This is a genomic window from Tabrizicola aquatica, from assembly GCF_002900975.1.
Taxonomy (GTDB): Bacteria; Pseudomonadota; Alphaproteobacteria; order Rhodobacterales; family Rhodobacteraceae; genus Tabrizicola; species Tabrizicola aquatica.
The window spans coordinates 223,554-248,394 of sequence record NZ_PJON01000004.1; the positions used below are offsets into that span (position 1 = coordinate 223,554).

Genomic DNA, 24,841 nt, shown 5'->3' on the forward strand with positions numbered 1-24,841 from the left:
TCAGGCGTTCACGTCCACCACCACCCGGCCCTGCACGCCCCCCTTCAGGATCGCCGCCCCCAGCGCGGGCAGGTCCGCCAGCCCCGCCGGCCGCACCATCGCCTCCAGCTTTTCCATCGGCAGGTCGCGGACCAGCCGCCCCCAGGCCGCCACCCGCCGCTCATAGGGGGCGTTGACCGAGTCGATGCCCAGCAGGTTCACCCCCCGCAGCAGGAACGGGATCACGCTGGCCGGAAGGTTCGCCCCCCCCGCCAGCCCCACCGCCGCGACCGAGCCGCCGTATTTCAGCTGCCCCAGCACCCGCGCCAGCATCGCCCCCCCGACGGCATCCACACAGCCCGCCCAGGTCTCGCTCTCCATGGGCCGCTTCACCGTCTCGGCCAGCTCCTCCCGCGGCACGATCCGGGCCGCCCCAAGGTCGCGCAGATACCCCTCCGTCTCCGCCCGCCCCGTCACCGCCGCGACCTGATAGCCAAGACCAGCCAGCAAGGCGACCGCCACTGACCCGACGCCCCCCGCCGCGCCCGTCACCAGCACCTCGCCCTTCTCCGGCGTCAGCCCATGCTCCTCCAGCGCCATCACCGCCAGCATCGCCGTGAAACCGGCCGTCCCCACCGCCATCGCCTGCCGCGTCGTCAGCCCCGCAGGCAGCGGCACCAGCCAGTCCGCCTTGACCCGCGCCTTCTGGGCGTACCCGCCCCAGTGGACCTCCCCCACCCGCCAGCCAGTCAGCACCACCTTGTCGCCCTGCCGATACCGACCATCCGATGACGCCTCGACAGTTCCCGCAAAGTCGATCCCGCCGACATGCGGCCAGCTCCGCACGATACCGCCCCCGTTCGGCGACAACGCCAGCCCGTCCTTGTAATTCAGCGTCGAATACTCGACCGCGACCGTCACATCCCCCGCCGGCAGCGCGCTGTCGTCCAGCTCCCGCACCCGGGCCACGGCTGCATCGCCTTCCTTCTCCAGAACCAGTGCGCGGAACATCTTCGGTCTCCCATTTTGCTTCCCCCAAGTCGTCCCTTAGGAAGCCGGATTGTCAACCCGCGCGCCCTGCCGCACTCTGCCCGCAAAGGAGACCCCAATGACCCAGGAACACATCGGCTTCATCGGCACCGGCCTGATGGGCCACGGCATGGCGAAGAACATCGTGACGAAGGGCTACCCCCTGACCGTCACCGCCCACCGCAACCGCGCGCCCGTCGATGACCTGCTTACAAGGGGCGCAACCGAGGCGACCATCGAAGACCTCGCCGCCCGCGCGACGATCATCTTCCTCACCCTCCCCGGCTCACCGCAGGTCGCCGAGGCCGTGGCACGGATGACCCCGTACCTCAAGCCCGGCACGGTGATCGTCGACTGCTCCACCTCCGACCCCACCGTCACCGAACGCCTTGCCACCGACCTTGGCTCACGCGGCATCCACTTCGCCGACGCCCCCTTGAGCCGCACGCCGAAAGAGGCGTGGGAGGGCACGCTTGACTGCATGGTCGGCTCGGACCCGGAGACCTTCCAACGCATCCAGCCCGTCATCGCCACCTGGGCCGGGAAGATTGTCCACATCGGCCGCGTCGGCGACGGCCACCGGATGAAGCTTCTGAACAACTTCCTCTCCCTCGGCTACGCCGCGATCTATGCCGAGGCGCTGGCCGTGGCCGCCAAGGTCGGCATCTCCACCGCCACGTTCGACAGCGTGATCCGCGGCGGCCGGATGGACTGCGGCTTTTACCAGACCTTCATGGGCTACGCGCTGGAGGGCAACCGCGAGGCCCACCGCTTCACCCTGTCGAACGCCTACAAGGACCTGCGCTACCTGGAGTCGATGGCCAACGCCGCCACCGTCACCACCACGATGGCAAGCGCTGCGAAGAACAGCTTTGCCGGGGCCGTGGCGCAGGGCGGTGCGGGGCCGGAGGACTATGTGCCGCACCTGACGGATTTCGTGGCGCGGGCGAACGGGGTGAAGTGACCAGTTAGAATTTCTCCGTAGCTGGGCACTCACTCGCTTATGGGTCTACTTCTGCTGATGGTTCGGAAAATCTCTATCCCACCCCACAAGGCCCCGGATGCCAAATACCGGGGATAGTGGGGCCTCAGCTTCAGATTCTATTTTAGTCCAAGTTTCAACTATTTCTTCTGGGGATGCAATTCCTGCAGTAAAGGCATTTGTGATCACGCCACCACGGATCTCGTCCTTAAAACCTGAAATCCGAGTGATAGGCAGCAACCCATAAAAAATATCGTTACGAACTCTAAGACTGCCCCAAAGATCAACTGGTACCTTCCTGCCATGGCCGTTGTCCAAGTGAGGAGAGTCCCCAAAAACACGAACTTTATCGTGATCGCCGGGTTCGATCGGTAAATCACCATTATTCCACTTTTCAATCAATATCTCAAAGGGTGTACCCAGTGCTTCCCCATCTTTGTTGAAGACCTGATTTGCGAACTGAAAATCGTAGGGTAGTGTGAATGGTAGCGGTACGCTCACCGAAAGACCAAAACTCAGGGCAGCACGTCTAAAGTCGCAGATTGCAGGTACCTTTGCCCTAGCAGTCCACTTGTGCGGATCGGTGTCTACCGGGCTATATAGATCAATCTGCAGCCCTTCTGCACGTATTTTAGCAGTGCCGGTGAAGCCCGCAGGGCAAACTAAAACACCTTTCTGTGCGCCAACATCATCGAGAAGCCCGTAGAACTCCTCTACAGACTTCACGTCGGCTGGATTCTTGTAATCCTTACAGTCAATAACAATTTGAATCTCATACTGACCAATTCTATCGCGAACCAAAACGTCAATCTGCCGTTTCCGCCCGGACTTTCTTCCGAGTAAGTATTGGTTGTGGAGGACCTTGGCATTCGGCGCCAACTGTCGTTGAATACTGGCTACTAGCGTCTCAAGATCGCGAAAGTCCGACAATTAACAACTCTCCAAAAGGTATTTCAGAGTTCTTCCTCACCCACACTTCGAATGCCCACACGACCCACAGGTCAGGCACCCCTCCACCATCCGCAGGTCATAGCTGCCGCAGGACGGGCAGGCCTTGCCGCGTGGAGCCTCTCCGACCCGCATCACCTCGGCCTTGGGGTCGGATTTCAGGCCCAGCCCCTCGCCCTCGATGAAGCCGATGTCGATCAGGTGGCGTTCGATCACTCCGCCGATGGCGGCGAGGATCGAGGGGATGTAGCGCCCCTCCATCCAGGCCCCGCCGCGGGGGTCGAAGACGGCTTTCAATTCCTCGACCACGAAGGAAATATCCCCGCCCCGCCGGAACACCGCACTGATCATCCGGGTCAGGGCCACGGTCCAGGCGAAATGCTCCATGTTCTTGGAGTTGATGAAGACCTCGAACGGCCGGCGGTGGCCGGCGATGACGATGTCGTTGATGGTGATGTAAAGCGCGTGTTCCGACCCCGGCCATTTGACCTTGTAGGTCTGGCCTTCAAGTGCTGCAGGCCGGTCCAGCGGGTCCGACAGATACACCACCTCGCCCCCCGTCACCGGCTGCGAGGCCACGGGGGCGGTCTGCTTTTCGCTGACGGTCAGCACCGACCCTGTCACGTCATTCGGACGGTAGGTCGTGCAGCCTTTGCAGCCCTGATCCCAGGCGGCCATGTAGACCTCTTTGAAGGCGTCAAAGCTGATGTCCTCGGGGCAGTTGATCGTCTTGGATATCGAGGAATCCACCCACTTCTGCGCCGCCGCCTGCATGCGGACGTGGTCCAGGGGCGGCAGGGTCTGGGCGTTGACGAAATGGTCGGGCAGCGGCGCATCGCCGTGCTTTTCGCGCCAGAGGCGGACGGCGTAGTCGACGACCTCTTCCTCGGTGCGGGAGCCGTCCTTCTGCAGGACCTTGCGGGTGTAGGCATAGGCGAAGACCGGCTCGATCCCCGAACTGACGTTCCCGGCATATAGCGAGATCGTCCCCGTGGGTGCGACAGAGGTCAGAAGGGCGTTGCGGATGCCGTGCTGGGCGATGGCCTCGCGGACGTCGGCATCCATTTGCTGCATGTTTCCGCTGGCAAGGTAGCCTTGGGCGTCGAACAAAGGAAACGCGCCCTTTTCCTTGGCGAGGTCCACGCTGGCAAGGTAGGCCGCCCGCGCAATTGCCTTCATCCAGACTTCGGTCATGCAGGCGGCATCAGCCGACCCATAGCGCAGGCCGACCATGAGGAGGGCATCGGCAAGGCCGGTGACACCAAGGCCGATCCGCCGCTTGGCCTTCGCCTCGGCCTGCTGTTCGGGCAATGGGAAGCGCGAGGCGTCGACCACATTGTCCATCGCGCGGACGGCAACGCGGACCAGATGGTCCAGCGCCTGCATGTCCATCGCGGACCCGGCCTCGAAGGCCCTGAGCACCAGCGTCGGCAGGTTGATCGACCCAAGGAGGCAGGCACCGTAAGGCGGCAGCGGCTGCTCGCCGCAGGGGTTGGTGGCGGCGATGGTCTCGACATAGCCAAGGTTGTTCATCGCATTGATGCGGTCGATGAAGATCACCCCCGGCTCGGCATAGTCGAAGGTCGACCGCATGATCTTGTTCCACAGATCGCGGGCCTCGACCGTGCGGTAGACCTTGCCGCCGAAGACCAGTTCCCACGGGCCATCAGCCTTGACTGCGGCCATGAAAGCGTCGGTGACCAGGACCGAAAGGTTGAACATCCGCAGCCGGGCCGGGTCGCGCTTGGCCTCGATGAAGGCCTCGATATCCGGGTGGTCGCAGCGCATCGTTGCCATCATCGCACCGCGACGGCTGCCCGCGGACATGATCGTGCGGCACATCGCGTCCCAGACATCCATGAACGACAGCGGCCCCGAAGCATCGGCCGCCACCCCCTTCACCTCGGCCCCGCGCGGGCGGATGGTCGAGAAGTCATAGCCGATCCCACCACCCTGCTGCATCGTCAGCGCGGCCTCTTTCAACCCGGTGAAGATGCCCTCCATCGTGTCGGGGATCGTGCCCATGACGAAGCAGTTGAACAGGGTCACAGAACGCCCCGTCCCCGCCCCCGCCGTGATCCGCCCGGCGGGGAGGAACTTGAAGCCCTCCAGCGCCGCGTAGAACTCGGCCTCCCACTTGGCCGGGTCCGCCTCGACCTCCGCCAGCGCCCGCGCGATCCGCCGCCAGCTGTCCTCGACCGTGCCGTCGATGGGGGTGCCGTCCGCTTCCTTGAAGCGGTACTTCATGTCCCAGATGGCTTCGGCGATGGGGGCTTGGAATCGCGACATGACGGCGAATCTTCCTTGAACTTGTGGATAAGGTGGACGAAGGGCCCAAGATACGCCCCTGCCCCCCTCGGGTCAACTTGAAGCCCCCGCCAAGCGGCTTATGATTGGCTCCATGATCAATCTCCTGAAACTCTGCGTTGGCGCCGACTCGGTCGAGGACCTTCTTGACTGGCAACGCAGCCAGCGGTCCCACTGGCCCGAAGGCAAAGCCATCCACGTCACCCGCATGTGGCCCAAGCGCGAGGCCGAGGTGCTGGAGGGCGGATCGCTGTACTGGGTCATCAAAGGCGTGATTCTGGCCCGGCAACGGGTCGTCGATCTGCAGGAGGTGAACCTGGGCGACGGCATCCCCCGCTGCGCGCTGGTCCTGGACCAGGAGGTCATCCGCACCGAAGCCGCGCCCCGCCGCCCGTTCCAGGGCTGGCGCTACCTGGATCCGAAGGACTCCCCCCGCGATCTGCCGAAGGGCCGCGGCAAGGATGATCCCCTGCCCCCCGCCCTGGCCCAGGCGCTGGCGGAACTGGGTCTGCACTGAACCCTGACAGTTCGATCAGAATTGTCTTTCTCTTCGCCAAATATCCCACGGGGAGCGCGAGGGGTGTGAAACCCCTCGCTCCGACGGCGCCATTCGAACCGGGCTCTGGCAACTGCGCGCAAAACTGGCCATGAACGGCGCATGTCCCGCCCCCTTCTCCTCGCCGCGCCGATCATCTTCCTGCTTCTTTGGTCGGCAGGCTTCGCCATCGCCAAGATCGGCCTTCAGCACGCGGGACCCTTCACGCTGCTGGCGCTGCGCTACTCGATCGCCGTCCTCGTCCTCCTCCCCCTCGTCCCCCTCCTGAAACCCGCTTTCCCAAAGGGCCGCGCCGCCCTGGACATCGCGGTCGTCGGTTTCCTGATCCAGGTCGCGTATTTTGGCCTGTGCTACATCGCTTTCAAATCCGGCGTCTCGGCGGGTGGGGTGGCGATCATCGTGTGCCTGCAACCCATCCTGGTCAGCCTGATTGCGCCCTGGATGGTCGGCGAAACCGTCAGCCGCCTGCGCTGGATCGGCCTGGCGCTTGGCCTTGGCGGAGCGGTCACCGTGATCCTCGCCCGCTCGGGCGTCGCGCATGAGCCGCCCCTTGGCGTGCTGGCCGCAGTCGGCGGCCTGATCGGCATGACCGCCGCGACATTGTACGAAAAGCGCTTCGGCATCAGCACCCATCCGGTGCCATCCAACCTGATCCAGTATGCCGTCGGCGCGATCTTCACCCTACCCCTGGCCGTCGCGGTCGAGGGGATGCAGGCCGACTGGACACCCGCGCTCTGGGCGACCCTCGCCTATCTGGTGATCGGCAATTCGCTGATCTCGATCACCCTTCTCCTCGCGATGATCCGCGCCGGAGAGGTCGCCCGCGTTTCCGCCCTGTTCTATCTGGTCCCGCCGCTGTCGGCCCTGTTCGCCTGGCCGCTGCTGGGCGAAGCCATGCCACCGCTGGCCTGGGCCGGGATGGCGCTGGCGGGCATCGGGGTCATGCTGGCGCGACGCTAGCTCCTCGTTCGACTTCGTCTCCTCGTCGCGTGGGGGCAGCGAGGAGTGACGAAGTCATCGACGAGCGGGTCAGAACGGCCGCGCCGCAACCCCAAGCTTCGCCGCCAAGGCCGAATAGGCCGCGCGGTCCGCCGCCGTCCACTCTGCCACCCGGCTGGCCCATAGCACCGCCTGGCTGGAATGGATCAGCCCATCCGACAGGATGCGCAGGTGGTTCGCCCGAAGCGTCTCGCCTGACGAGGTGATGTCCGCGATGCACTCGGCCGTGCCGTTCTTCACCGTGCCTTCGGTCGCACCCTGGCTGTCGACCAGCTGGTAATCTGCAACCCCTTGCGCTTGCAGGAAATCCCGCACCAACCGGTGATACTTGGTCGCGATCCGCAGCCGGTGCCCGTGCGCCTTGCGGAACGCGGCGGCTGCAGCGTCCAGGTCGTCCACCGTCTCGACGTCGATCCAGACGTTCGGCACCGCGATGATAAGGTCCGCCGCCCCGAAGCCCAGCTTCGCGACCTCGGCCACCTCATCCTCGCCAAGTTGCTCGCGCACCAGGTCGGACCCCGTCACCCCCAGATGAATCCGCCCCGCCGCCAGCTCACGCGGGATTTCGCCGGCCGACAGCAGCACCGGGACCGCACCGTCGACACCCTCGATCACGCCGGAATATTCCCGGTCCGATCCCGACCGGCGCATGACCACGCCGCGCGCGCCGAACCAGTCAAAGCAGTCCTGCATCAGCCGCCCCTTGGACGGCACCCCCACCCGGATCATGCCACCGCCCCTTTCAGCCGCGCGACCAGACCAGGCCGGATCACCCCGCCCACCGCCGGGATGAAGGCACCCGCCCCCAGCACCGCCGTCAGCGCATCATAGCGGCCACCGCTGGCGACCGGAGGCATCCCGTCGCCCAGGAAGCTGAAGACGAACCCGTCGTAGTACTCCAGCGCCGTGCGCCCGTGGCTTGCCTCGAAGGCCAGTGTCGCCACATCCACCCCGCGCGCCGCCAGCGCGTCCAGCCGAACCGCAAAACGGTCCACCGCCGGGCCAATCGCGGGCAGCATCGGGGTAATCCCGCGCAGATGGCTAAGGGCATGGGCCGCCGGGGCCTCCAGGCTCAGCAGATCGTACAGCAGCGCCGCCTCGGTCGCCTTGATCGGTGGCGTCTCGGCATCGGCGACCAAGGCCTCGGCCCGGGCCGCGATCTCCTCTGGGCTGCGCAGACCGACAAAGGTCCCCGCCTCCTCGATCAGCTGCGCCGGCGTCCCCGCCTTCAGGCGCTCCAGCAGCGCAAGCCGCCCCGCCGGCACCGGCGCGCGCCCCGCGAACCGGTCAAGCAGCGCCTTGAACCGCACCGGCCGCCAGACATGCCGCAGCAACGCCGCCTTGCGCCGGTCGGAGGTTTCCAACCCCCGGACTGCCGCCATCAGGATGCCGATATCTCCGGTCACCGGTCGCAGGCCCAGCCCTGAAAGCAGGTCCCGGAACAGGGCAAAGACCTCGGCATCCGCCGCTTCGGGCGAGGCGCGGTCAAAGACCTCATACCCGACCTGCAAATACTCGCTGGCACGGCCCGAGCCGCGCATCTGCTTGCGGAACACCTCGCCCAGATAGGCATATCTTGCAGGTTCCGCCCCATGCGCCATATGCGCCTGCACCACCGGCACGGTGAAATCCGGCCGCAGCATCATCTCGCCCCGGATCGGGTCATCGGTCACATAGGCCCGCGCCCGGATATCCTCGCCATAGAGGTCCAGCAATGTGCCCGCCGGTTGCAGGATGTCGGCCTCGACCGGCACCGCCCCTGCCTGCACGAAGGCCGCCAGCAGCCGCTCGCCTTCGGCCCGGATCGCCGCCTTGGGGGTCATGCCACTGCCCTCTGGTACCATCGCCCGACACGCGGTGCCGTCGCTTCCCTTGTGTCGGAAGGAAAGGCAAGTGGGGGGCACGCCAGCCTCATCGCCCGAGCATCCGCTTTACCGCCGCGACCAGCTCTGATCGGGGCACCTCGACCTGCGCGGGCCGGTCCTTCCACTCTTCCAAAGTCGCGCTCTCGGCGATCTTGGCGCCCAGGATCAGGTCCTTCAGGATCACCGTCCCGGCTGCCGCCTCGTTGCCACCCTGGATCACCGCCACCGGCGAGGCGCGCTTGTCGGCATACTTCAGCTGGTTGCCGAAGTTCTTCGGGTTGCCAAGGTAAACCTCGGCCCGGATACCGGCCTGGCGCAACTCGCCCACCATGCCCATGTAATCCGCCATCCGGTCCCGGTCCATGACGGTCACGACCACCGGCCCCGCCGTCTCACCCGTGCTGCGCCCCTTGGCCCTCAGAGCTGCAAGCAACCGGTCCACCCCGATGGAGACCCCCGTCGCCGGCACATCCTGCCCGGTGAACCGCTTCACCAGCCCATCATACCGCCCACCCCCGGCAACCGAGCCGAACTGCCGTTTGCGACCCTTCTCGTCCAGGATCTCGAAGGTCAACTCCGCCTCGTAGACCGGCCCGGTATAGTAACCAAGGCCGCGGACGACCCCTGGGTCCAGGACGATCCGGTCGGGGCCGTAACCCTGCGCTTCGAGCAGTGCGGCAATGGCTTCAAGTTCCGAGACCCCCTCGGCCCCGATCACCGACGCCCCAACCAGTTCCCGCAGCCGGGCGACCGTCTCCGCCCCCGTGTCGCGTTTGGCAGTGGTGAAGCCCATCACGACTTCCGCCTGTTCCGAGTTGAGACCGGCTCCCTTGGTGAAGTCGCCGCTGTCATCCTTCCGACCCGCGCCCAGCAGCGCCCGGACTCCCTCCGGTCCCAGACGGTCGATCTTGTCGATGGCCCGCAGGACGATGCCGCGTTTTGCGTCCTTGTCGTCTCCCGACAGGCCCGCGACCTCCATCACGCCGTTCAGGACCTTCCGGTTGTTCACCTTCACCACGTAGTCGCCGCGGGGGATGCCCACCTCTTCCAGGGCGTCGGCCAGCATGGCGCAGATTTCGGCGTCGGCCGCCACAGAGGCTGACCCCACCGTGTCGGCGTCGCATTGGTAGAACTGGCGGAACCTACCCGGACCCGGCTTCTCGTTCCGCCAGACGGGGCCCATCGCGAAGCGGCGGTAGGGGGAGGGGAGGTCGTTGCGGTACTGGGCGGCGACGCGCGCGAGGGGGGCGGTGAGGTCGTACCGCAGGGCCAGCCAGTCGGCGTCCTCATCCTGCCAGGCGAAGACGCCCTCGTTGGGGCGGTCGACGTCGGGGAGGAACTTGCCGAGGGCCTCGACGGTCTCCACGGCTGAGGTCTCCAGCGGGTCGAACCCGTACCGGTGGTAGACGGCGGCGATGCGGTCGAGCATGGACTTCCGTTCGGTGACCTCGGCCCCGAAGTAGTCGCGGAATCCCTTCGGGGTCTCGGCGCGGGGGCGGCGGGGGGGCTTGTCGGCCATGGGGAGGACCTTCGCTTTTGATCGGGGTCCGTGTATCGGATGGGGGGAGAGGCGGCAAGCGGGGGGTCCCATGAACTCGGTCGATCTGGAAGAGAAGGTGGCCCACCTGATCCGGGCGGTGGAGGACCTGTCGGACGTGGTGGCCCGGCAGGCGACCGAGATCGCGGGGCTGGAGCGGCGGGTTCGGCTGCTGATGGAGAGGGCAGCGGAGGAGGAGGCCCTGGGGGGAGCATCCCCGGACGCGAACGTCCGCCCGCCTCACTGGTGAGGGGTGTCCACGCAGGACAGGGTGGAGGCCGCAAAGGATTCCAAGGGGTTAGTCGTGGGCGTTAGGGGTTTGTTAAGGTGTTCAACAGACGCGCCCCGAAAGATTGGAGCTAGTGTGGAAGGCCGTGGATGAGCTCCGGTGTCTTCGAAAGTTTAACTACCTCACAATCCACACCAAGCGGCAAAGCAGCTTCCAGTGACGACTGTATGCTATCCAATTGTCGCTTACTTGCTGCACCGCAAACTACCAGAACCTTGTCTGGCCGAGCTCTCTCTGCAAACATCGCAAGTTTGCCAACTTCCTGAGGGGAAAGACTGCTTGCTGTAGTCGCCTCCACAGCAACAACCTCACCATTCACGATAGCCAGAAGATCAATTTCGCAATCATTGGACCGGTCCTCGCTGTATCCACTTGTCCAGAGCTTGATGGCTGGAACGAAATAGAAGCTTTTCACATTCCACTGCTTAAGCAGATACCCCAAAGCGTAAACCACTGGCTCCGCTCCATGACTGCCATATGCATTCGTCAACACCTTGTTCAAAACAAAATGCCACTCACCATCGACCATAGCAGCGCGGGTCCTTCCACAAACTTCACACCCCAAAACTGAATCGAGCGAAGTGATTGAAGTCCAGTTATCGTGGTAACAATATGAGCATTTCCAATCAACTCCCTGAAAAAGAACTTTCCTCTGACATAGAAAGGAAATTGATCGAACTATTTCGGCCTCCAGGTCGGGTTTCATTTCTCCTAAGTTTTCAGCATTTGCTTCGACCGTAGCCTGCCACCTTTGCCGAAGATCAGAGAATTTTAGGAACCTCCGCCCTCTCCTTATGGTGGACGCTGCCTGAATAGACTTACGCGCAACGTCCTCATGACCTGCACCAGATGAAATGTTCCAGTCACCCTGTCCAAACTTCTTCCTTAAAGTCGCAGTCAACCTTTCCACTAACGCGGGGTCATTTACAGCAGAATCGGCCCCAAGTTCGCGAAACACTTTGCTCCAAAATGAGTTCAACAATACATCCACAGCTTCGTTCACTCCCTGAAACTGATGTATTAAGCCTAGAAAGTAGCGCCCCTTATCGCTATAGCGAACATCCGTAAACCGCTGTCGACGCGTAGGACCGCCCTGCTTAGGTGCCGGCCACTCAAACTGAGACGTCAGTGCTCCACGGATTGCGCGCTCATCGGAAGGGCAATCAAGAGTGAGTGACTGCAAGTTGGAACAAAGTGACAAGGAGAGTTGGCCGTTGGAATTTACTCTTGAAGTGACAAAGTTTGAGAGTCCAAACCCGGATCTCCAAGTCCGCTCTATGTGGAAGAAACGATCAATCCGCAGCCTACGAGGCAAATGCCAGTGATGATTGACGTTTGCATAGGGGCTATGGTCCTCTGCACGATCAATCGTGAAGTCCACCATCCAGTTTCCCGCAGAGACTGATGTGGGCCCCTGACCTTCCGACACGTGCCAAGGTCTAATCAGGGGGACCGAACTCCTATTGCCGTCATACTCCCAAGATAAAGTCTGGACAGGTTCGTTGAAGATTCCAGTCGTGAAATAGTGACTATTCTCATGGAAGTCTGGAACTACTGCCGCTCCACTTGGGACCACTCTGCACGCAACCCTTTTATAAGGTTGATCCTTTGGAACCAACCTCGACGCAATTTCCTTCAGATCATCCAACGGAAGTGAGCAGGAGGCTATTGACGCGTATGGCCCATGTTGGTGATCTCGAACACCTTTGTTGTCGATAAGCCTCCAGACTGCGGCAAGGAGATTATCATCCTTGGACTGCTGCTGGCTAAGATAGATAGTGCATATCTCACCAGTTCTCGGGCGGTCGTACTTAGATATCACATTCCAAGCAGAAACCCTGTCATCAAATGTGTCGCCGACAAAGACAGTCACGCCTTGATCCTGAAGAGGATCTTTGGGTCTCACATAGTGTGCGAATGCGTCAGACAGAAGGGATACGGAGAGAATCGATCTATTACTTGCGATCTCCTCCAGAAGTTCAGTTTCGCTTGTGATGTAGTCTGCATTTCTAGATTTGGCTGAAGAGCGATTTTCAAGGGATGCCTTCGATATAAGCGTCTTACAAGAAAATAGCGTCGGCTCAATTCGGCCAATCTGAACGTTCGAAGAAGTGTCCGATATGAACCCAAAATTGTTTTCAATGAACTCAGAATGGGACTTGTCCCAGAAGCGATCTACGATGAATAATTTGTCAATCGGATCGATGCGGCTCTGCAGGTGTCGCTTTACCATCGGAATCACGGAAACGCTGTGGAGAGGTTCCAGTGGCAGGGAGACCCTCAGCCGCCTCCAGTCTTCTGCACTACCTGCTAGGTAGTGCAGAACAAGGTCGCCCGGAGTAAACCGTTCATGAAAATCCAGGATGGCTGCGTCGGTAAGATCAACGTAGCTGTAAACTACATCTGGATCATAGACTTCCAGCCATTTGGAGTAAACTTCTTCGACTCCGTCACGCGTCGCTGGTATTATCGGTGATCGTCGACCACCCCAACGTCCAAACGCACTCCTCGAAATAGCGGTCATCTGGTCGTTAATGCTAATTTCTCGATCTACAAGATATGCAACCCTGAGCGGACGAGCGGTCGCGATGATTTTCTTGTTTCTCTGCACAACTTCGCTCGCTCAATAAACCATTCAGGTGCAGCAATAGCTTCGCAGATGTTTAGCATTACGGCAATCCACCGATATGCAGATGCTCACACCTCCCCAAACCACTCCTCCACCTTGTCCAGCACGTCGTCGATCAGCCCTGACCTCGCCTGAGGCCCGCTGAACCGCAGGAGCCAGCCGGAGGGCGTCGGCTCCCGCGTGATCGTCAGGCCCTGGCGGAGCTTCAACAGCCTTCGTGGGCGGCGGGTGGTGGGGTTGGTGGGCTCTCGCAGCACATCCTGCAGGACGGGGCGGAGGGTGGACCATTGGGTCTCGCTCCCCTGGCCCATGACGGGGTGGAGGGTGGCGGTGAGGAGATCCTCGTGCCCCGACTGGAGTGCTGCGGCGAGGGTGTCGAGTTGGCGGGTGGTGAGGTGGGTCGGGTCGGTGAGGAGGGGGGCGAGGCCTTCGACCACGGACACATGGTTGCGGATGCGGGTGCGGGTGGTGCGGGGGAGGGCGGGGAAGAGGGCGGCGATGGCGGTATCGGGGGTGTCGAAGTGGCCCTCATGGATGGCGTTCAGGATGAGGGTGGCCTTTTCCCACGGGGTGACGGGTTCGCGGATCTCGTTTTCGGTCACCATCGAGGCGAGGGCCTGGGCGATGGTTTGCGGGGCGCGGAGGAAGGCGGGGATCGTCGTGTGGCCCAGGGCGCGGCAGGCGGTGAGGCGGCGGAGGCCGGAGATGAGGCCGTAGGTGTGGCCGTGCTTCGGGGTGGAGAGGCGCCAGACCTCGATGGGGGTGCGGAGGCCCTCGGTCGCGATGGAGTGCTGGAGGAGGTGGAGGGCGGCGGGGTCCAGCGCGGTGCGGTCGCGGAGGAGGGCGTGGGGGGCGATTTCCGGGATGGGGAGGTGGTGGAGGGGGTCCATGGGCGTTCTCCTTTGCGGGGAGGGAACGCGGTTTGGGTTAGGGAGTGGTGAGGGGGGCGTGCGGGGGTCGGGGGGGGGCCAGTTTGCGGGGGGCTAGATTTCCTCGACCGCGAGGACGCCGTGCATGGCCTTGATCGCGCCCTTGATCTGGGGGGTGACGGGGTATTGGCCGGGGAGGTCGATGTCGATCTCGCGGCCTTGGGGGTCGGTGACGCAGAGGGTGATGGCGGCGCGCTGGCGGCCTTCGACCTTGGCGAGAAGGGAGGCGAGGGAGAGGGCGGCCTCGGGCCTTGCGAGGTGGATGCGGAGGTCTTGCGCGCCGGCGGTGGCGGTGGCGGCGTCGACGGGGGTGATGGCTTGGGCGAGGAGCTTGAGGGTTTCGCCTTCGAGTTCGGCTTTCACCGTCAGGACGACGTTGGAGCCGGCGTCGAGGTGGTCGCGGGAGGCCTCCAGCACGTCGGAGAAGCAGGTGACTTCGTAAAGGCCGGTGGGGTCGGAGAGCTGGATGAAGGCGTAGCGGTTGCCCTTGGCGGATTTGCGTTCCTGTCTTGACGACACGCTGCCCGCCAGTTTGGCGATACAGGGGCCGCGTTCGGCTTTGAGGGTGACCTGGGCGAGGGTCTCGACCCCCTTCTTGCGCAGGGCGGACATGTAGTCGTCGAGGGGGTGGCCGGAGAGGTAGAAGCCGATGGCCTGGTGTTCCTGGGCCAGGCGTTCGACCGGGAGCCAGTCGTCGCGGAAGGGCAGGCGGGGTTCCGGGATGTCGGCGCCGGCGCTGCCGAAGAGCGAGACCTGGGAGGAGGCGGCGGCTTCGTGGATGGCGGCGGAGTAGGCGACGAGGGGGTCGAGCGCCTCGAACACGCGGGCGCGGTTGGGGTCGAGTTGGTCGAAGGCCCCTGCCCTTGCGAGCATTTCGAGGGGGCGCTTGCCGATGCGTTTCAGGTCCACGCGGCGGGCGAAGTCGAAGAGGGTGGCGAAGGGGCGGTCCTCGTGGCTCTCCTCCAGCCTGGCGGCTTTCGTTGTGCCCTCGTCCCGGGGGACGCGGCGGGCGTTCACGATCAGTTGCATGGCATCGACGCCGACGTTCTTCAGCGCGCCGAGGCCATAGACGATGGCGCCGTCGCGGACGGTGAAGGTGGCGAGGGAGGCATTGACGCAAGGGGCCACGGTCTTGAGGCCAAGCTTGTCAACCTCACGCTTGTAGACCGCCAGCTTGTCGGTGAGGTGGATATCGCAGTTCATCACGGCGGCCATGAACTCGGCCGGGTAGTTCGCTTTCAGGTAGGCGGTCTGGTAGCTGACCACGGCATAGGCGGCGGCGTGGGATTTGTTGAAGCCGTAGTTGGCGAACTTTTCCAGAAGGTCGAACACCTCACCGGCCTTGGCGGCGGGGATGTTGTGGGTGGCCTTCGCGCCTTCGATGAACTTCGGGCGTTCGCGGGCCATTTCCTCGGGGTTCTTCTTGCCCATTGCACGCCGCAACAGGTCGGCGCCGCCAAGCGAATACCCGGCCATGACCTGGGCGATCTGCATCACCTGTTCCTGATAGACGATGATGCCCTGCGTCTCGGCGAGGATGTGGTCGATGGTCGGATGGATCGATTCAAGGTCCTTGAGACCGTTCTTCACCTCGCAATAGGTCGGGATATTCTCCATCGGGCCGGGGCGATAGAGGGCCACGAGGGCGACGATATCCTCGATGCAGGTGGGCTTCATGCGCCGCAGCGCGTCCATCATGCCCGAGCTTTCGACCTGGAAAACCGCCACGGTCTTGGCGGCGGCGTAGAGGTCGTAGCTGGGCTTGTCGTCCAGCGGGATGAGGTTGATGTCAAAGCTGATGCCGCGCAGGGCGAGAAGGTCCATCGCGTTCTGGATCACGGTCAGGGTCTTGAGGCCGAGGAAGTCGAACTTTACCAGGCCTGCGGCTTCGACCCATTTCATGTTGAACTGGGTGGCGGGCATGTCGGACCGGGGGTCGCGGTAAAGCGGCACCAACTGGTCCAAAGGCCGGTCGCCGATCACCACCCCGGCGGCGTGGGTGGAGGCGTTGCGGTAAAGACCCTCGATCTTTTCGGCATAGTCGAGAAGGCGGGCGACAACCTCTTCCTTCTTCGCCTCGCGCAGGCGGGGTTCATCGGCCAGCGCCTTGGTGATGCTGACGGGCTTTACCCCTTCAACCGGGATCATCTTCGACAGCTTGTCGACCTGGCCGTAGGAGAGTTGCAGCACGCGGCCCACGTCGCGGACGGCGGCCTTGGACAGAAGCGCGCCGAAGGTGATGATCTGGGCCACCTTGTCGCGGCCGTACTTGTTCTGGACGTAACTGATCACCTCTTCCCGGCGGTCCATGCAGAAGTCGATGTCGAAGTCGGGCATCGACACACGTTCGGGGTTCAGGAAGCGTTCGAAGAGAAGCGCATAGCGCAGGGGATCAAGGTCGGTGATCGTCAGCGCATAGGCGACAAGGGAACCTGCGCCCGACCCCCGGCCCGGACCAACGGGAATGTTGTGGTCCTTGGCCCATTTGATGAAGTCCGACACGATCAGGAAATAGCCGGGGAAGCCCATCTTTTCGATGATCCCAAGCTCGAAATCCAGGCGGGCCTGGTATTCCTCGGGCGTGGCGGAATGGGGGATGACCTTCAGGCGGGCCTGTAGCCCCTCGTTCGCCTGGCGGCGAAGTTCGTTCACCTCGTCATCGGCGAATTTCGGCAGGATCGGTTTGCGTTTGGAGACGGCGTAGGCGCAGCGTTTGGCAATCTCGACCGTGTTTTCCAGCGCCTCGGGCAGGTCGGCGAAGAGGGCGACCATCTCGGCTTCGGATTTGAAGTAGTGCTGCGGGGTCAGGCGGCGGCGAGGCTGCTGCTGGTCAACGTAAGCGCCTTCCGCGATGCAGATGAGGGCGTCGTGGGCCTCATACATCTCGGTCTTGGGGAAGTAGACGTCGTTGGTGGCGACGATGGGCAGGTTCAGTTCATAGGCCAGGTCGATGGCGCCGCGTTCGGCAAGGGCTTCCTGTTCCGCCAGCGCGCCGCCGGGGCCAGGGTGGCGCTGGAGTTCGACGTAAAGGCGGTTCGGGTAGATTGATGCCAGACGTTCCAGAAGGGCGCGCGCCTTGGCCTGCTGGCCGGTGGCGTGGAAGCGGCCCAGCGGGCCATCGGGGCCGCCGCTGAGGCAGATCAGGCCGTCACTGTAGCGGGCGAGTTCGTCGAGGGTCACTTGTGGCAGGTTGGCGGACCCGCACATCGCGCCGTCGATGTAGAGATGCGTGTTGAGCCGCATCAGGTTCATGTAGCCCTGTTCGGTCTGCGCCAGAAGGACGATGGGCGCGGGCTGGCGCGGCTTTTCCCCCGGCTGGGCAGGGTCGTGGGCGATGGAAACCTGGCAGCCGACGATGGGCTGGACCCCTGCCCCCATGGCGGTGACCGAGAACTCCAGCGCGGCGAACATGTTGTTCGTATCGGTCACCGCCACGGCGGGCATGTTCTGCGCGGTGCAGAGGCCGACGAGTTTCTTCACCGGCACCGCGCCTTCGAGAAGCGAGTGTTCGGTATGGGTGCGAAGGTGGATGAATCGAGGATTTGCGCCGGGCATGGGGAAGGGTTACCCGGCCCGGCGCGTGCTGTGAAGGGCCGTCAGACGGTCGCGCGCGGGATCGGACGCAGGGCGGCCAGCGCGGCAAGGGCGATGATCCCGCCGATGCCGCCGAATACGGCAAAGTCGCTCCATGAGGGTTTGACCACCATCAGGAAGACGATGGCAAACTGGACGGAGTAGTCCAGCATCGCCAACCGCTGGACGCGGCGGAGAGAGGGGATCGCGGCCTCGGCCCCGTGGGTGTCGGCGAGTTTCAGCGCGCCTTCGCAGGAGGGGCCAAGGACAAGGGCGCCGAAGCTGGCGGTGAAGAGGATGCCCGCCAGCCCGAGGACCGTGAACGGCTGCCAGCCCCAGCCGGCGACGAAGAGGAGGGCGACTCCGGTCGCGAGGGTCAGGATCGAGGCGGGGATGAACAGGCGCGGGGCCAGCAGGGTGACGGCCTGCACGATGGCAAGCTGGGTCTGGGCGGTGGAGCGGCCGGCCAGCACGATGCCTGCGAGGATGGTGGCAAAACCGCCGCCGACCCACAGGACGGCGGCGAGAACGTGAGCGAATTTGAGAATGGTTGCGAAGTCCATGGGAAAATCCATTTGTGTGTATGCTAACAGTGCGGCGCGTATATATGCGCGCCTTTGCATGGACGAGTAGGGATTGCCTTACCTTAACGTCAGCCTGAGCGGGGCGGTTCGGGTGGCGCAATTTTCGGCAAAAGCTGCAAACAGCTTCGCATTTTGCCGACAAGTTTGTTCTTGCCTTGAATCGGCGGGGCCTTCTTGATGGAATGATAACCAGAACAAGGGGCGCGAGGATCGTTTTACGCCGCATCGGGCGATCCCGCAGAATGCTCCAACCGGGGAGAAGGCGGCGGACAGACGTATGACTGTAGCGTTTCTGTTGAACGGAACGCCGGTTCGCATCGAGGGGGAAGCCCCGACGCGGACCCTTCTGGACTGGCTGCGCGAGGCGCGCGGGCTGACCGGGACCAAGGAAGGCTGCAACGAGGGCGACTGCGGGGCCTGCACGGTGATGGTCACCGATGCCGAGGGCTCGAAGGCGCTGAACGCCTGCATCCTGTTCTTGGCCCAACTGCACGGCAAGGCGGTGCGGACGGTCGAGGGTGTGTCGGGGCCGGAGGGTCAGATGCACCCGGTTCAGGCGGCGATGGTGGCGCATCATGGGTCGCAGTGCGGGTTCTGCACGCCCGGTTTCGTGGTCAGCATGGCGGTGGCGCATCTGAACGGGGCGCGGGATCACGACGACCAGTTGGCGGGAAACCTGTGCCGCTGCACGGGCTATGCTCCGATCATCCGGGCGGCGGAAGCGGCGGCGTCGGAGGCGGTGCCGGAGTGGATGCACGCTGATCAGCTTTCTCTTCCCCAAATATCCTCGGGGGTCCGGGGGCAGACGGCCCCCGGCGCTTTCAGCCCGCGCGACAGTGATGAACTGGCAGAGTGGTATGTGGCCAACCCCGACGCGGTTCTGGTGGCGGGCGCGACGGATGTGGGGCTTTGGGTCACGAAGCAGCTGCGCGAGTTGCGGCCGGTGGCATTCCTGGGCGGCGTCGATGATCTGAAGGGGATCGAGGTGCAGGGCGGGCAGTTGCATGTCGGGGCCTGTGTGACGATCTCGGCCCTGCGGGATGCGGTGGCGGAACGCTTGCCGTCGTTCGGCGAGCTTCTGCGGCGGTACGCGTCGGTACAGGTGCGGAATGCGGCGACGATCGGGGGGAACATCGCGAATGGCTCTCCCATCGGGGACGGGCCGCCGGCGCTGATCGCCTTGGGCGCGACGTTGCATCTGCGGCGCGGGGACGAGATGCGGTCGCTGCCGCTGGAAGATTTCTTTCTGGAGTATCGCAAGCAGGACCGGAAGCCGGGGGAGTTCGTGGCCGGGGTATCGTTCCCGGAGTTCGCCCCTGCCCTGCGCTGCTACAAGATTTCCAAGCGGTTCGATCAGGACATCAGTGCGGTCTGCGGGTGTTTCAACGTGACGGCTGAGGGGGGCGTCGTGCGCGCGGCCCGGATCGCCTTTGGCGGGATGGCGGGGGTGCCGAAACGGGCGTCCTTGGCTGAGGCGGCTTTGGTTGGGCAAGAGTGGACCGAGGCCACGGTGGACGGGGCGGCAGAGGCGATGGCGGGGGATTTCGCGCCCTTGTCGGATATGCGGGCGAGTGCCGGGTATCGGATGCTGACGGCGCAGAACCTGCTGCGGCGGTATTTCCATGATCTGAACGGCGTGCCCGTCTCGGTGCTGGAGGTGTCGCCATGAGCATGGGCAAACCCCTTCCGCATGATGCAGCACCGCTGCATGTGACCGGGCAGGCGCGGTATATCGACGATCTGTCGTTCCCGGCCAATGCGCTGCATCTGGCGTTCGGGTTGTCCAGCGTGGCGCATGGCGAGATCATCGGGATCGACCTTTCCGCCGTGAAGGCCGCGCCGGGCGTGGTGGCGGTGCTGTCGGCGGCGGACTTCCCGGACATGCCGGATTGCTCGCCCTCGGCAGCGGACGAGCCGTTGCTGGCCGTGGGGAAGGTCCACTACGTCGGCCAGCCGGTGTTTCTGGTCATTGCCGACAGCCATCTGGCAGCGCGGAAGGCGGCGCGGTTGGGGAAGGTTTCCTATCGCGAGTTGCCGGCGCTGTTGACCGTCGATGACGCGCTGGCGGCGAACAGCCGGTTCGAGCAGGGGCCGGTGGTCTGGGCGAAGGGGGATGCTTCTCGGGCCATCGCGGCGGCTCCGCGCGTGGTTGAAGGGTCGTTCGAGGTGGGGGGGCAGGAGCACTTCTATCTTGAGGGGCAGGTCGCGGCGGCGCTGCCGCAGGAGGGGGGGGATATGGTTGTCCACTCCTCGACCCAGCATCCGACCGAGGTGCAGCACAAGGTGGCCCATGCCTTGCATCTGCCGATGAGTTCGGTGCGTGTCGAAGTGCGCCGGATGGGCGGCGGGTTTGGGGGCAAGGAGTCGCAGGGGAACGCGCTGGCGATTGCCTGTGCGGTGGCGGCGCGTCTGACCGGGCGGCCGTGCCGGATGCGCTATGACCGGGATGACGACATGGTCATCACGGGGAAGCGGCATGATCTGCGGATCCTGTACCGGGCCGGGGTGGATGATCAGGGGCGTATCCTGGGGCTGGAGTTCACGCATCTGTTCCGCTGCGGCTGGTCGCAGGATTTGAGCCTGCCGGTGGCGGACCGGGCGATGCTGCATGCGGACAACTGCTATCACCTGCAGCATGTGCGGATTGAATCGCACCGGCTGAAAACCAACACCTGCAGCGCGACGGCCTATCGCGGGTTCGGGGGCCCTCAGGGGATGGTGGGGATCGAGCGGGTTCTCGATCACGTGGCGTTCGTGGTCGGCCGCGAGCCGCTGGAGGTGCGCAAGGCCAACTTCTATCGCGGGATGGCCAGCCCCGGGGGCGCTTCGCCCCCCGGACCCCCCGAGGATATTTCCGGACAGAAAATGTCGAAGGGCGCGAAGGATGGGGAAGTTGACCTTTCCTCGCGCGGCGCTGCGGTTCCGGTGGGGTCGCATGAGGTGCCGACGGACGGGCGGGTGCAGACGACGCCGTATCATATGCCGGTGGAGGATTTCATCGGGCATGAGCTTGTGGCGGAGCTGGAGCGGACCTCGGACTATCGGGCGCGGAAGGCGGAGATTGCGGAGTGGAATTCTCGCAGTCCGGTGCTGAAGCGGGGGATCGCGCTGACGCCGGTGAAGTTCGGGATTTCGTTCACGCTGACCTGGCTGAACCAGGCGGGGGCGCTGGTGCATGTGTATCAGGACGGGTCGATCGCGCTGAACCATGGCGGGACCGAGATGGGACAGGGGCTGTTCCAGAAGGTCGCGCAGGTCACGGCGTCGGTGTTCGGGGTGGATACCTCGGTGGTGAAGATCACGGCGACGGATACGGGGAAGGTGCCGAATACCTCGGCCACGGCGGCCTCGTCGGGGTCGGACCTGAACGGGATGGCGGCGAAGGCGGCAGCGGAGACCATTCGCGGGCGGTTGGCGGAGTTCATTGCCGAGAAGCATCAGGTGGAGCCTGCGGCGGTGCGGTTCGTGGACGGGACGGTGCGGGTGGCGGGTGAGGTCTACGACTGGGCGCGGGTGGTGGCCTGGGCCTATCAGGCGCGTGTGAGCCTGTCGTCCACGGGCTATTACGCGACGCCGAAGATCATCTGGGACCGGGTGAAGGGGGTCGGGCGGCCGTTCTATTATTTCGCCTATGGCGCGGCGGTGACCGAGGTGGTGATCGACCGTTTGACCGGGGAGAACCGGATTTTGCGGGCGGATCTGCTGCACGACACGGGGACGTCGCTGAACCCGGCTTTGGATATTGGCCAGGTCGAGGGGGCTTACGTTCAGGGGGCCGGGTGGCTGACGACGGAGGAGCTGGTTTGGGACGCGAAGGGTCGGCTTTCGACGCATGCGCCGAGTACCTACAAGATCCCGGCCTGTTCGGACCGGCCCCGGGATTTCCGGGTGGCTTTGTGGGGGAAGGCAAACCGGGAGGACTCGGTCGGCAAATCGAAGGCGGTGGGCGAGCCGCCGTTCATGCTGGGCATTTCGGCGCTGTATGCGCTGTCGGATGCGGTGGCGGCTTGTGGGGATGGGACTGTGTATCCCGCGCTGGATGCGCCTGCGACGGCAGAGCGGGTGCTGATGGCGGTTCGGCGGGTGGAAGGCCATGTTTGACCTTTCGGGATTGGCGGCGGCTTTGCAGGCGCACGGGCGAGTGGCGCGGGTGGTGATTGCGGGGGTGGAGGGGTCTTCTCCTCGTGAGGTCGGGGCGTCGATGCTGGTCTTTGCGGACGGGCAGTCGGGGACGATTGGCGGCGGGGCGCTGGAGTTCGAGGCGGCGGCGAAGGCGCGGTTGATGTTGGCGGAGGGCATCGTCGGCACGACTGGTGCGCCTTGGATCGAGCGAGTTTCTCTGGGGCCCAGCCTTGGCCAGTGCTGTGGGGGGGCGGTGACGCTTTGGACCGAGGTGTTCGAGGCGGTGCCGGAGGCTGTGGCGGGGGTTGTGGCTCGGGGTGTGGGAGACATGCCTTTGGCGGTGAAGCGGGTGCTGGCGGCGGCGCGGGGGCAAGGGGTGCGGCCATCGCCCGGGCTGGTGGCGGGGTGGCTGGTGGAGCCGGTCATGGAGGCGAAGCGGCAGGTTTGGGTCTGGGGAGCAGGGCATGTGGGGCGGGCCTTGGTGTCCGTGCTGGCCCCCCTGCCGGGGATTGCGGTGACCTGGGTGGATGTTGGGGTTGAGCGTTTTCCGGACGGCGTGCCAGAGGGGGTGACCGTGGTCCCTGCCAGCGATCCGGCGGTTCTGGCGGATCATGCGCCGGTGGGGGCGGAGCATTTGGTGCTGACCTATTCCCATGCGCTGGACCTGGAGCTGTGCCATCGGTTGTTGCTGCGGGGCTTTCGGTCCTGCGGGCTGATCGGGTCGGCGACGAAGTGGGGGCGCTTCCGGTCCCGGCTGAAGGCGCTGGGGCATGGGGCGCAGGACGTGGCGCGGATCCGGTGTCCGATTGGCGATCCGACCTTGGGCAAGCATCCGCAGGCGATTGCGATTGGGGTGGTGGCGGAGATGTTGAAAGCGCCCAAGACGGCGGCAAGGGAGATGCGGGCATGACGCGACCGGAATTGCTGCGCGTGGAGGGGATCACCAAAGCCTATCCGGGGGTGGTGGCGAACTCGGATGTTTCGTTTTCGATTGGCGAGGGGGAGATCCATGCCCTGCTTGGTGAGAACGGGGCGGGGAAGTCGACCATGGTCAAGATGATCTATGGTCTGGTGCGGCCTGACTCGGGTCAGATGACTTTGCGGGGGGTGCCCTATCAGCCGGGCAAGCCCGCGGAGGCGCGGCGGCTGGGCGTGGCGATGGTGTTCCAGCACTTCAGCCTGTTCGAGGCGCTGAACGTGGCGGAGAACGTGGCGTTGGGGATGGAGAACCCGCCGCCGATGCGGGAGCTGGCGGCGAAGATCCGGGCGGTGTCGGAGGAGTATGGGCTGCCGCTGGACCCGTCGCGGATGGTGGGGGACCTGTCGGCGGGCGAGCGGCAGCGGGTGGAGATCATCCGGTGTCTGCTGCAGGACCCGAAGCTGCTGATCATGGATGAACCCACCAGCGTGCTGACGCCGCAGGAGGTGGAGATCCTGTTCAAGACGCTGCGGCAGTTGTCCAGCGAAGGGACGGCGATCCTGTATATTTCCCACAAGCTGGAGGAGATCAAATCGCTTTGCGACGAGGCGACGATCCTGCGGCGGGGCAAGGTCGTGGCGACCTGCACCCCGCGCGACCGGACGGCGCGGGAGATGGCGGAGTTGATGGTTGGCCAGGCGCTTAAGACGCCGGAGCGGCGGTTGGGCGCCAAGGGAGAGGTGGCGCTGGGGGTGTCGGACCTGTCGGTAGCCTCACCCATTCCATTCGGGACCGCGTTGAAAGGGGTCAGCTTCACCGTGGCGAAGGGCGAGGTTCTTGGGATCGCCGGGGTTGCGGGGAACGGCCAGGATGAGCTGTTGCTGGCCCTGTCGGGCGAGTTGAAGTCGGCGCCGGACAAAGTGCGTATCCTGAGCCAGCCGGTCGGTGATCTGGGGCCAGTGGAGCGGCGGCGCGCGGGGCTGGTGGCGGCGCCGGAGGACCGGTATGGGCACGCGGCCGCGCCGGACATGTCGCTGGTCGAGAATGCCTTTCTGACGGCGGGGGTGCGCAAGGGCCTGACGAAGAACGGGTTCGTGGACTGGGCGGGCACGCGCAAGTTCGCCGAGGAGATCATCGCGGCTTATGACGTGCGGACTCCGGGACCGGATGTGGCGGCGCGGGCACTGTCGGGGGGGAACCTGCAGAAATTCCTGATGGGGCGCGAGTTGATGCAGGGGGCTTCGGTCATCGTCATCAACCAGCCGACCTGGGGGGTGGATGCGGCGGCGGCGGCGCAGATCCGGCAGTCGATCCTGGACCGGGCAGGGGAAGGCGCGGCGGTCGTGGTGATTTCGCAGGACCTGGATGAGTTGCTGGAAGTGGCGGACAGCTTTGCGGTCTTGAACGAGGGGCGGCTGACGAAGCCCCGGCCGACCGAGGGGCTGACGATGGACGAGATCGGGCTGATGATGGGCGGCGCCCACGGCATGGAGGTCGCGCATCATGTGGCATAGGGGCCAAAACTCTTTGAAGAGTTTTGCAAATTCCTTCGAAGGAATTTGTCGTGTGGCGCACGGTAGCTTTGCCAGTGACA

The 24,841-nt window shown here is 64.3% G+C and carries 18 protein-coding genes; 8 read left to right on the forward strand and 10 right to left on the reverse strand.

Annotation, left to right across the window (positions count from 1 at the left end; all coding sequences use genetic code 11):
* Window positions 1-990 (reverse strand): MDR family oxidoreductase, encoded by a 990-nt coding sequence (locus CXR42_RS15590; protein WP_103258505.1) that lies wholly within the window; start codon window positions 988-990, stop codon window positions 1-3.
* Between the two features lie 97 nt (window positions 991-1,087).
* Here CXR42_RS15590 and CXR42_RS15595 point away from each other — a divergent pair, with 97 nt between their 5' ends.
* Window positions 1,088-1,972: an NAD(P)-dependent oxidoreductase gene (locus CXR42_RS15595; protein WP_103258506.1), complete on the forward strand. Its 885-nt coding sequence runs from the start codon at window positions 1,088-1,090 to the stop codon at window positions 1,970-1,972.
* Window positions 1,973-2,017: 45 nt separating this feature from the next.
* Here CXR42_RS15595 and CXR42_RS15600 read toward each other — a convergent pair whose 3' ends face one another.
* Window positions 2,018-2,920 carry a restriction endonuclease gene (locus CXR42_RS15600; protein WP_103258507.1) on the reverse strand — a complete coding sequence of 301 codons (903 nt, stop codon included), beginning with the start codon at window positions 2,918-2,920 and terminating at the stop codon, window positions 2,018-2,020.
* 36 nt (window positions 2,921-2,956) lie between these two features.
* Complete coding sequence (locus CXR42_RS15605; RefSeq protein ID WP_103258508.1) at window positions 2,957-5,227, reverse strand: adenosylcobalamin-dependent ribonucleoside-diphosphate reductase; 2,271 nt, start codon at window positions 5,225-5,227, stop codon at window positions 2,957-2,959.
* A 103-nt stretch (window positions 5,228-5,330) separates the two neighbouring features.
* On the opposite strand from CXR42_RS15605, the gene CXR42_RS15610 reads away from it, so the two are divergent.
* The gene (locus CXR42_RS15610) at window positions 5,331-5,762 is read left to right on the forward strand and encodes a DUF1489 family protein (RefSeq protein ID WP_103258638.1); all 432 of its coding nucleotides are present in this window, start codon (window positions 5,331-5,333) and stop codon (window positions 5,760-5,762) included.
* Between the two features lie 141 nt (window positions 5,763-5,903).
* Window positions 5,904-6,761: a DMT family transporter gene (locus CXR42_RS15615; protein WP_103258509.1), complete on the forward strand. Its 858-nt coding sequence runs from the start codon at window positions 5,904-5,906 to the stop codon at window positions 6,759-6,761.
* Window positions 6,762-6,830: 69 nt separating this feature from the next.
* Here the strand turns inward: CXR42_RS15615 and hisG are convergent, their stop codons facing one another.
* The 3 genes from hisG to hisS form a co-directional block, all read right to left on the reverse strand.
* Window positions 6,831-7,529, reverse strand: coding sequence for an ATP phosphoribosyltransferase (gene hisG, locus CXR42_RS15620; protein WP_103258510.1), 699 nt, complete (start codon window positions 7,527-7,529; stop codon window positions 6,831-6,833).
* On the reverse strand, window positions 7,526-8,623 hold the full coding sequence (locus tag CXR42_RS15625) for an ATP phosphoribosyltransferase regulatory subunit (protein ID WP_103258511.1): 1,098 nt from the start codon (window positions 8,621-8,623) through the stop codon (window positions 7,526-7,528). The genes hisG and CXR42_RS15625 overlap by 4 nt, the downstream gene beginning before the upstream one ends.
* Window positions 8,624-8,711: 88 nt before the next feature.
* Window positions 8,712-10,184, reverse strand: coding sequence for a histidine--tRNA ligase (gene hisS / locus CXR42_RS15630; protein WP_103258512.1), 1,473 nt, complete (start codon window positions 10,182-10,184; stop codon window positions 8,712-8,714).
* 70 nt (window positions 10,185-10,254) lie between these two features.
* Here hisS and CXR42_RS15635 point away from each other — a divergent pair, with 70 nt between their 5' ends.
* Window positions 10,255-10,452 carry a SlyX family protein gene (locus CXR42_RS15635; protein WP_103258513.1) on the forward strand — a complete coding sequence of 66 codons (198 nt, stop codon included), beginning with the start codon at window positions 10,255-10,257 and terminating at the stop codon, window positions 10,450-10,452.
* Window positions 10,453-10,561: 109 nt separating this feature from the next.
* Here the strand turns inward: CXR42_RS15635 and CXR42_RS19400 are convergent, their stop codons facing one another.
* From CXR42_RS19400 to CXR42_RS15650, 4 genes are all read right to left on the reverse strand, one after another.
* A complete protein-coding gene (locus CXR42_RS19400) occupies window positions 10,562-13,015 on the reverse strand; it encodes a hypothetical protein (protein ID WP_146038089.1) in 2,454 nt (817 codons plus the stop codon).
* 173 nt (window positions 13,016-13,188) lie between these two features.
* Window positions 13,189-14,010, reverse strand: coding sequence for a ParB/RepB/Spo0J family partition protein (locus CXR42_RS15640; RefSeq protein ID WP_103258514.1), 822 nt, complete (start codon window positions 14,008-14,010; stop codon window positions 13,189-13,191).
* Between the two features lie 93 nt (window positions 14,011-14,103).
* A complete protein-coding gene (dnaE, locus tag CXR42_RS15645; protein ID WP_103258515.1) occupies window positions 14,104-17,604 on the reverse strand; it encodes a DNA polymerase III subunit alpha in 3,501 nt (1,166 codons plus the stop codon).
* Window positions 17,605-17,645: 41 nt separating this feature from the next.
* A complete protein-coding gene (locus CXR42_RS15650; protein ID WP_180996081.1) occupies window positions 17,646-18,185 on the reverse strand; it encodes a DUF2269 family protein in 540 nt (179 codons plus the stop codon).
* A gap of 298 nt (window positions 18,186-18,483) precedes the next feature.
* Here CXR42_RS15650 and xdhA point away from each other — a divergent pair, with 298 nt between their 5' ends.
* From xdhA to CXR42_RS15670, 4 genes are read left to right on the forward strand one after another with little or no spacing between them, the layout of a single operon-like run.
* Window positions 18,484-19,875 (forward strand): xanthine dehydrogenase small subunit, encoded by a 1,392-nt coding sequence (xdhA, locus tag CXR42_RS15655; RefSeq protein WP_103258517.1) that lies wholly within the window; start codon window positions 18,484-18,486, stop codon window positions 19,873-19,875.
* Window positions 19,872-22,307, forward strand: coding sequence for a xanthine dehydrogenase molybdopterin binding subunit (gene xdhB, locus CXR42_RS15660; RefSeq protein ID WP_103258518.1), 2,436 nt, complete (start codon window positions 19,872-19,874; stop codon window positions 22,305-22,307). The genes xdhA and xdhB overlap by 4 nt, the downstream gene beginning before the upstream one ends.
* Entirely contained in the window at window positions 22,300-23,238 is a 939-nt protein-coding gene (xdhC, locus tag CXR42_RS15665; protein ID WP_103258519.1) for a xanthine dehydrogenase accessory protein XdhC, read from the forward strand. The genes xdhB and xdhC overlap by 8 nt, the downstream gene beginning before the upstream one ends.
* The gene (locus CXR42_RS15670) at window positions 23,235-24,761 is read left to right on the forward strand and encodes an ABC transporter ATP-binding protein (RefSeq protein ID WP_103258520.1); all 1,527 of its coding nucleotides are present in this window, start codon (window positions 23,235-23,237) and stop codon (window positions 24,759-24,761) included. Before xdhC ends, CXR42_RS15670 begins: the two co-directional genes overlap by 4 nt.
* Window positions 24,762-24,841: the final 80 nt, after the last annotated feature.

Coding starts and splice junctions, on each gene's coding strand:
- CXR42_RS15590 (WP_103258505.1), bottom strand. CDS start 990: ATGTTCCGCGCACTGGTTCTGGAGAAGGAAGGCGATGCAGCCGTGGCC.
- CXR42_RS15595 (WP_103258506.1), top strand. CDS start 1,088: ATGACCCAGGAACACATCGGCTTCATCGGCACCGGCCTGATGGGCCAC.
- CXR42_RS15605 (WP_103258508.1), bottom strand. CDS start 5,227: ATGTCGCGATTCCAAGCCCCCATCGCCGAAGCCATCTGGGACATGAAG.
- CXR42_RS15615 (WP_103258509.1), top strand. CDS start 5,904: ATGTCCCGCCCCCTTCTCCTCGCCGCGCCGATCATCTTCCTGCTTCTT.
- hisG (WP_103258510.1), bottom strand. CDS start 7,529: ATGATCCGGGTGGGGGTGCCGTCCAAGGGGCGGCTGATGCAGGACTGC.
- CXR42_RS15625 (WP_103258511.1), bottom strand. CDS start 8,623: ATGACCCCCAAGGCGGCGATCCGGGCCGAAGGCGAGCGGCTGCTGGCG.
- hisS (WP_103258512.1), bottom strand. CDS start 10,184: ATGGCCGACAAGCCCCCCCGCCGCCCCCGCGCCGAGACCCCGAAGGGA.
- CXR42_RS15635 (WP_103258513.1), top strand. CDS start 10,255: ATGAACTCGGTCGATCTGGAAGAGAAGGTGGCCCACCTGATCCGGGCG.
- CXR42_RS19400 (WP_146038089.1), bottom strand. CDS start 13,015: ATGACCGCTATTTCGAGGAGTGCGTTTGGACGTTGGGGTGGTCGACGA.
- CXR42_RS15640 (WP_103258514.1), bottom strand. CDS start 14,010: ATGGACCCCCTCCACCACCTCCCCATCCCGGAAATCGCCCCCCACGCC.
- dnaE (WP_103258515.1), bottom strand. CDS start 17,604: ATGCCCGGCGCAAATCCTCGATTCATCCACCTTCGCACCCATACCGAA.
- CXR42_RS15650 (WP_180996081.1), bottom strand. CDS start 18,185: ATGGACTTCGCAACCATTCTCAAATTCGCTCACGTTCTCGCCGCCGTC.
- xdhA (WP_103258517.1), top strand. CDS start 18,484: ATGACTGTAGCGTTTCTGTTGAACGGAACGCCGGTTCGCATCGAGGGG.
- xdhB (WP_103258518.1), top strand. CDS start 19,872: ATGAGCATGGGCAAACCCCTTCCGCATGATGCAGCACCGCTGCATGTG.
- xdhC (WP_103258519.1), top strand. CDS start 22,300: ATGTTTGACCTTTCGGGATTGGCGGCGGCTTTGCAGGCGCACGGGCGA.
- CXR42_RS15670 (WP_103258520.1), top strand. CDS start 23,235: ATGACGCGACCGGAATTGCTGCGCGTGGAGGGGATCACCAAAGCCTAT.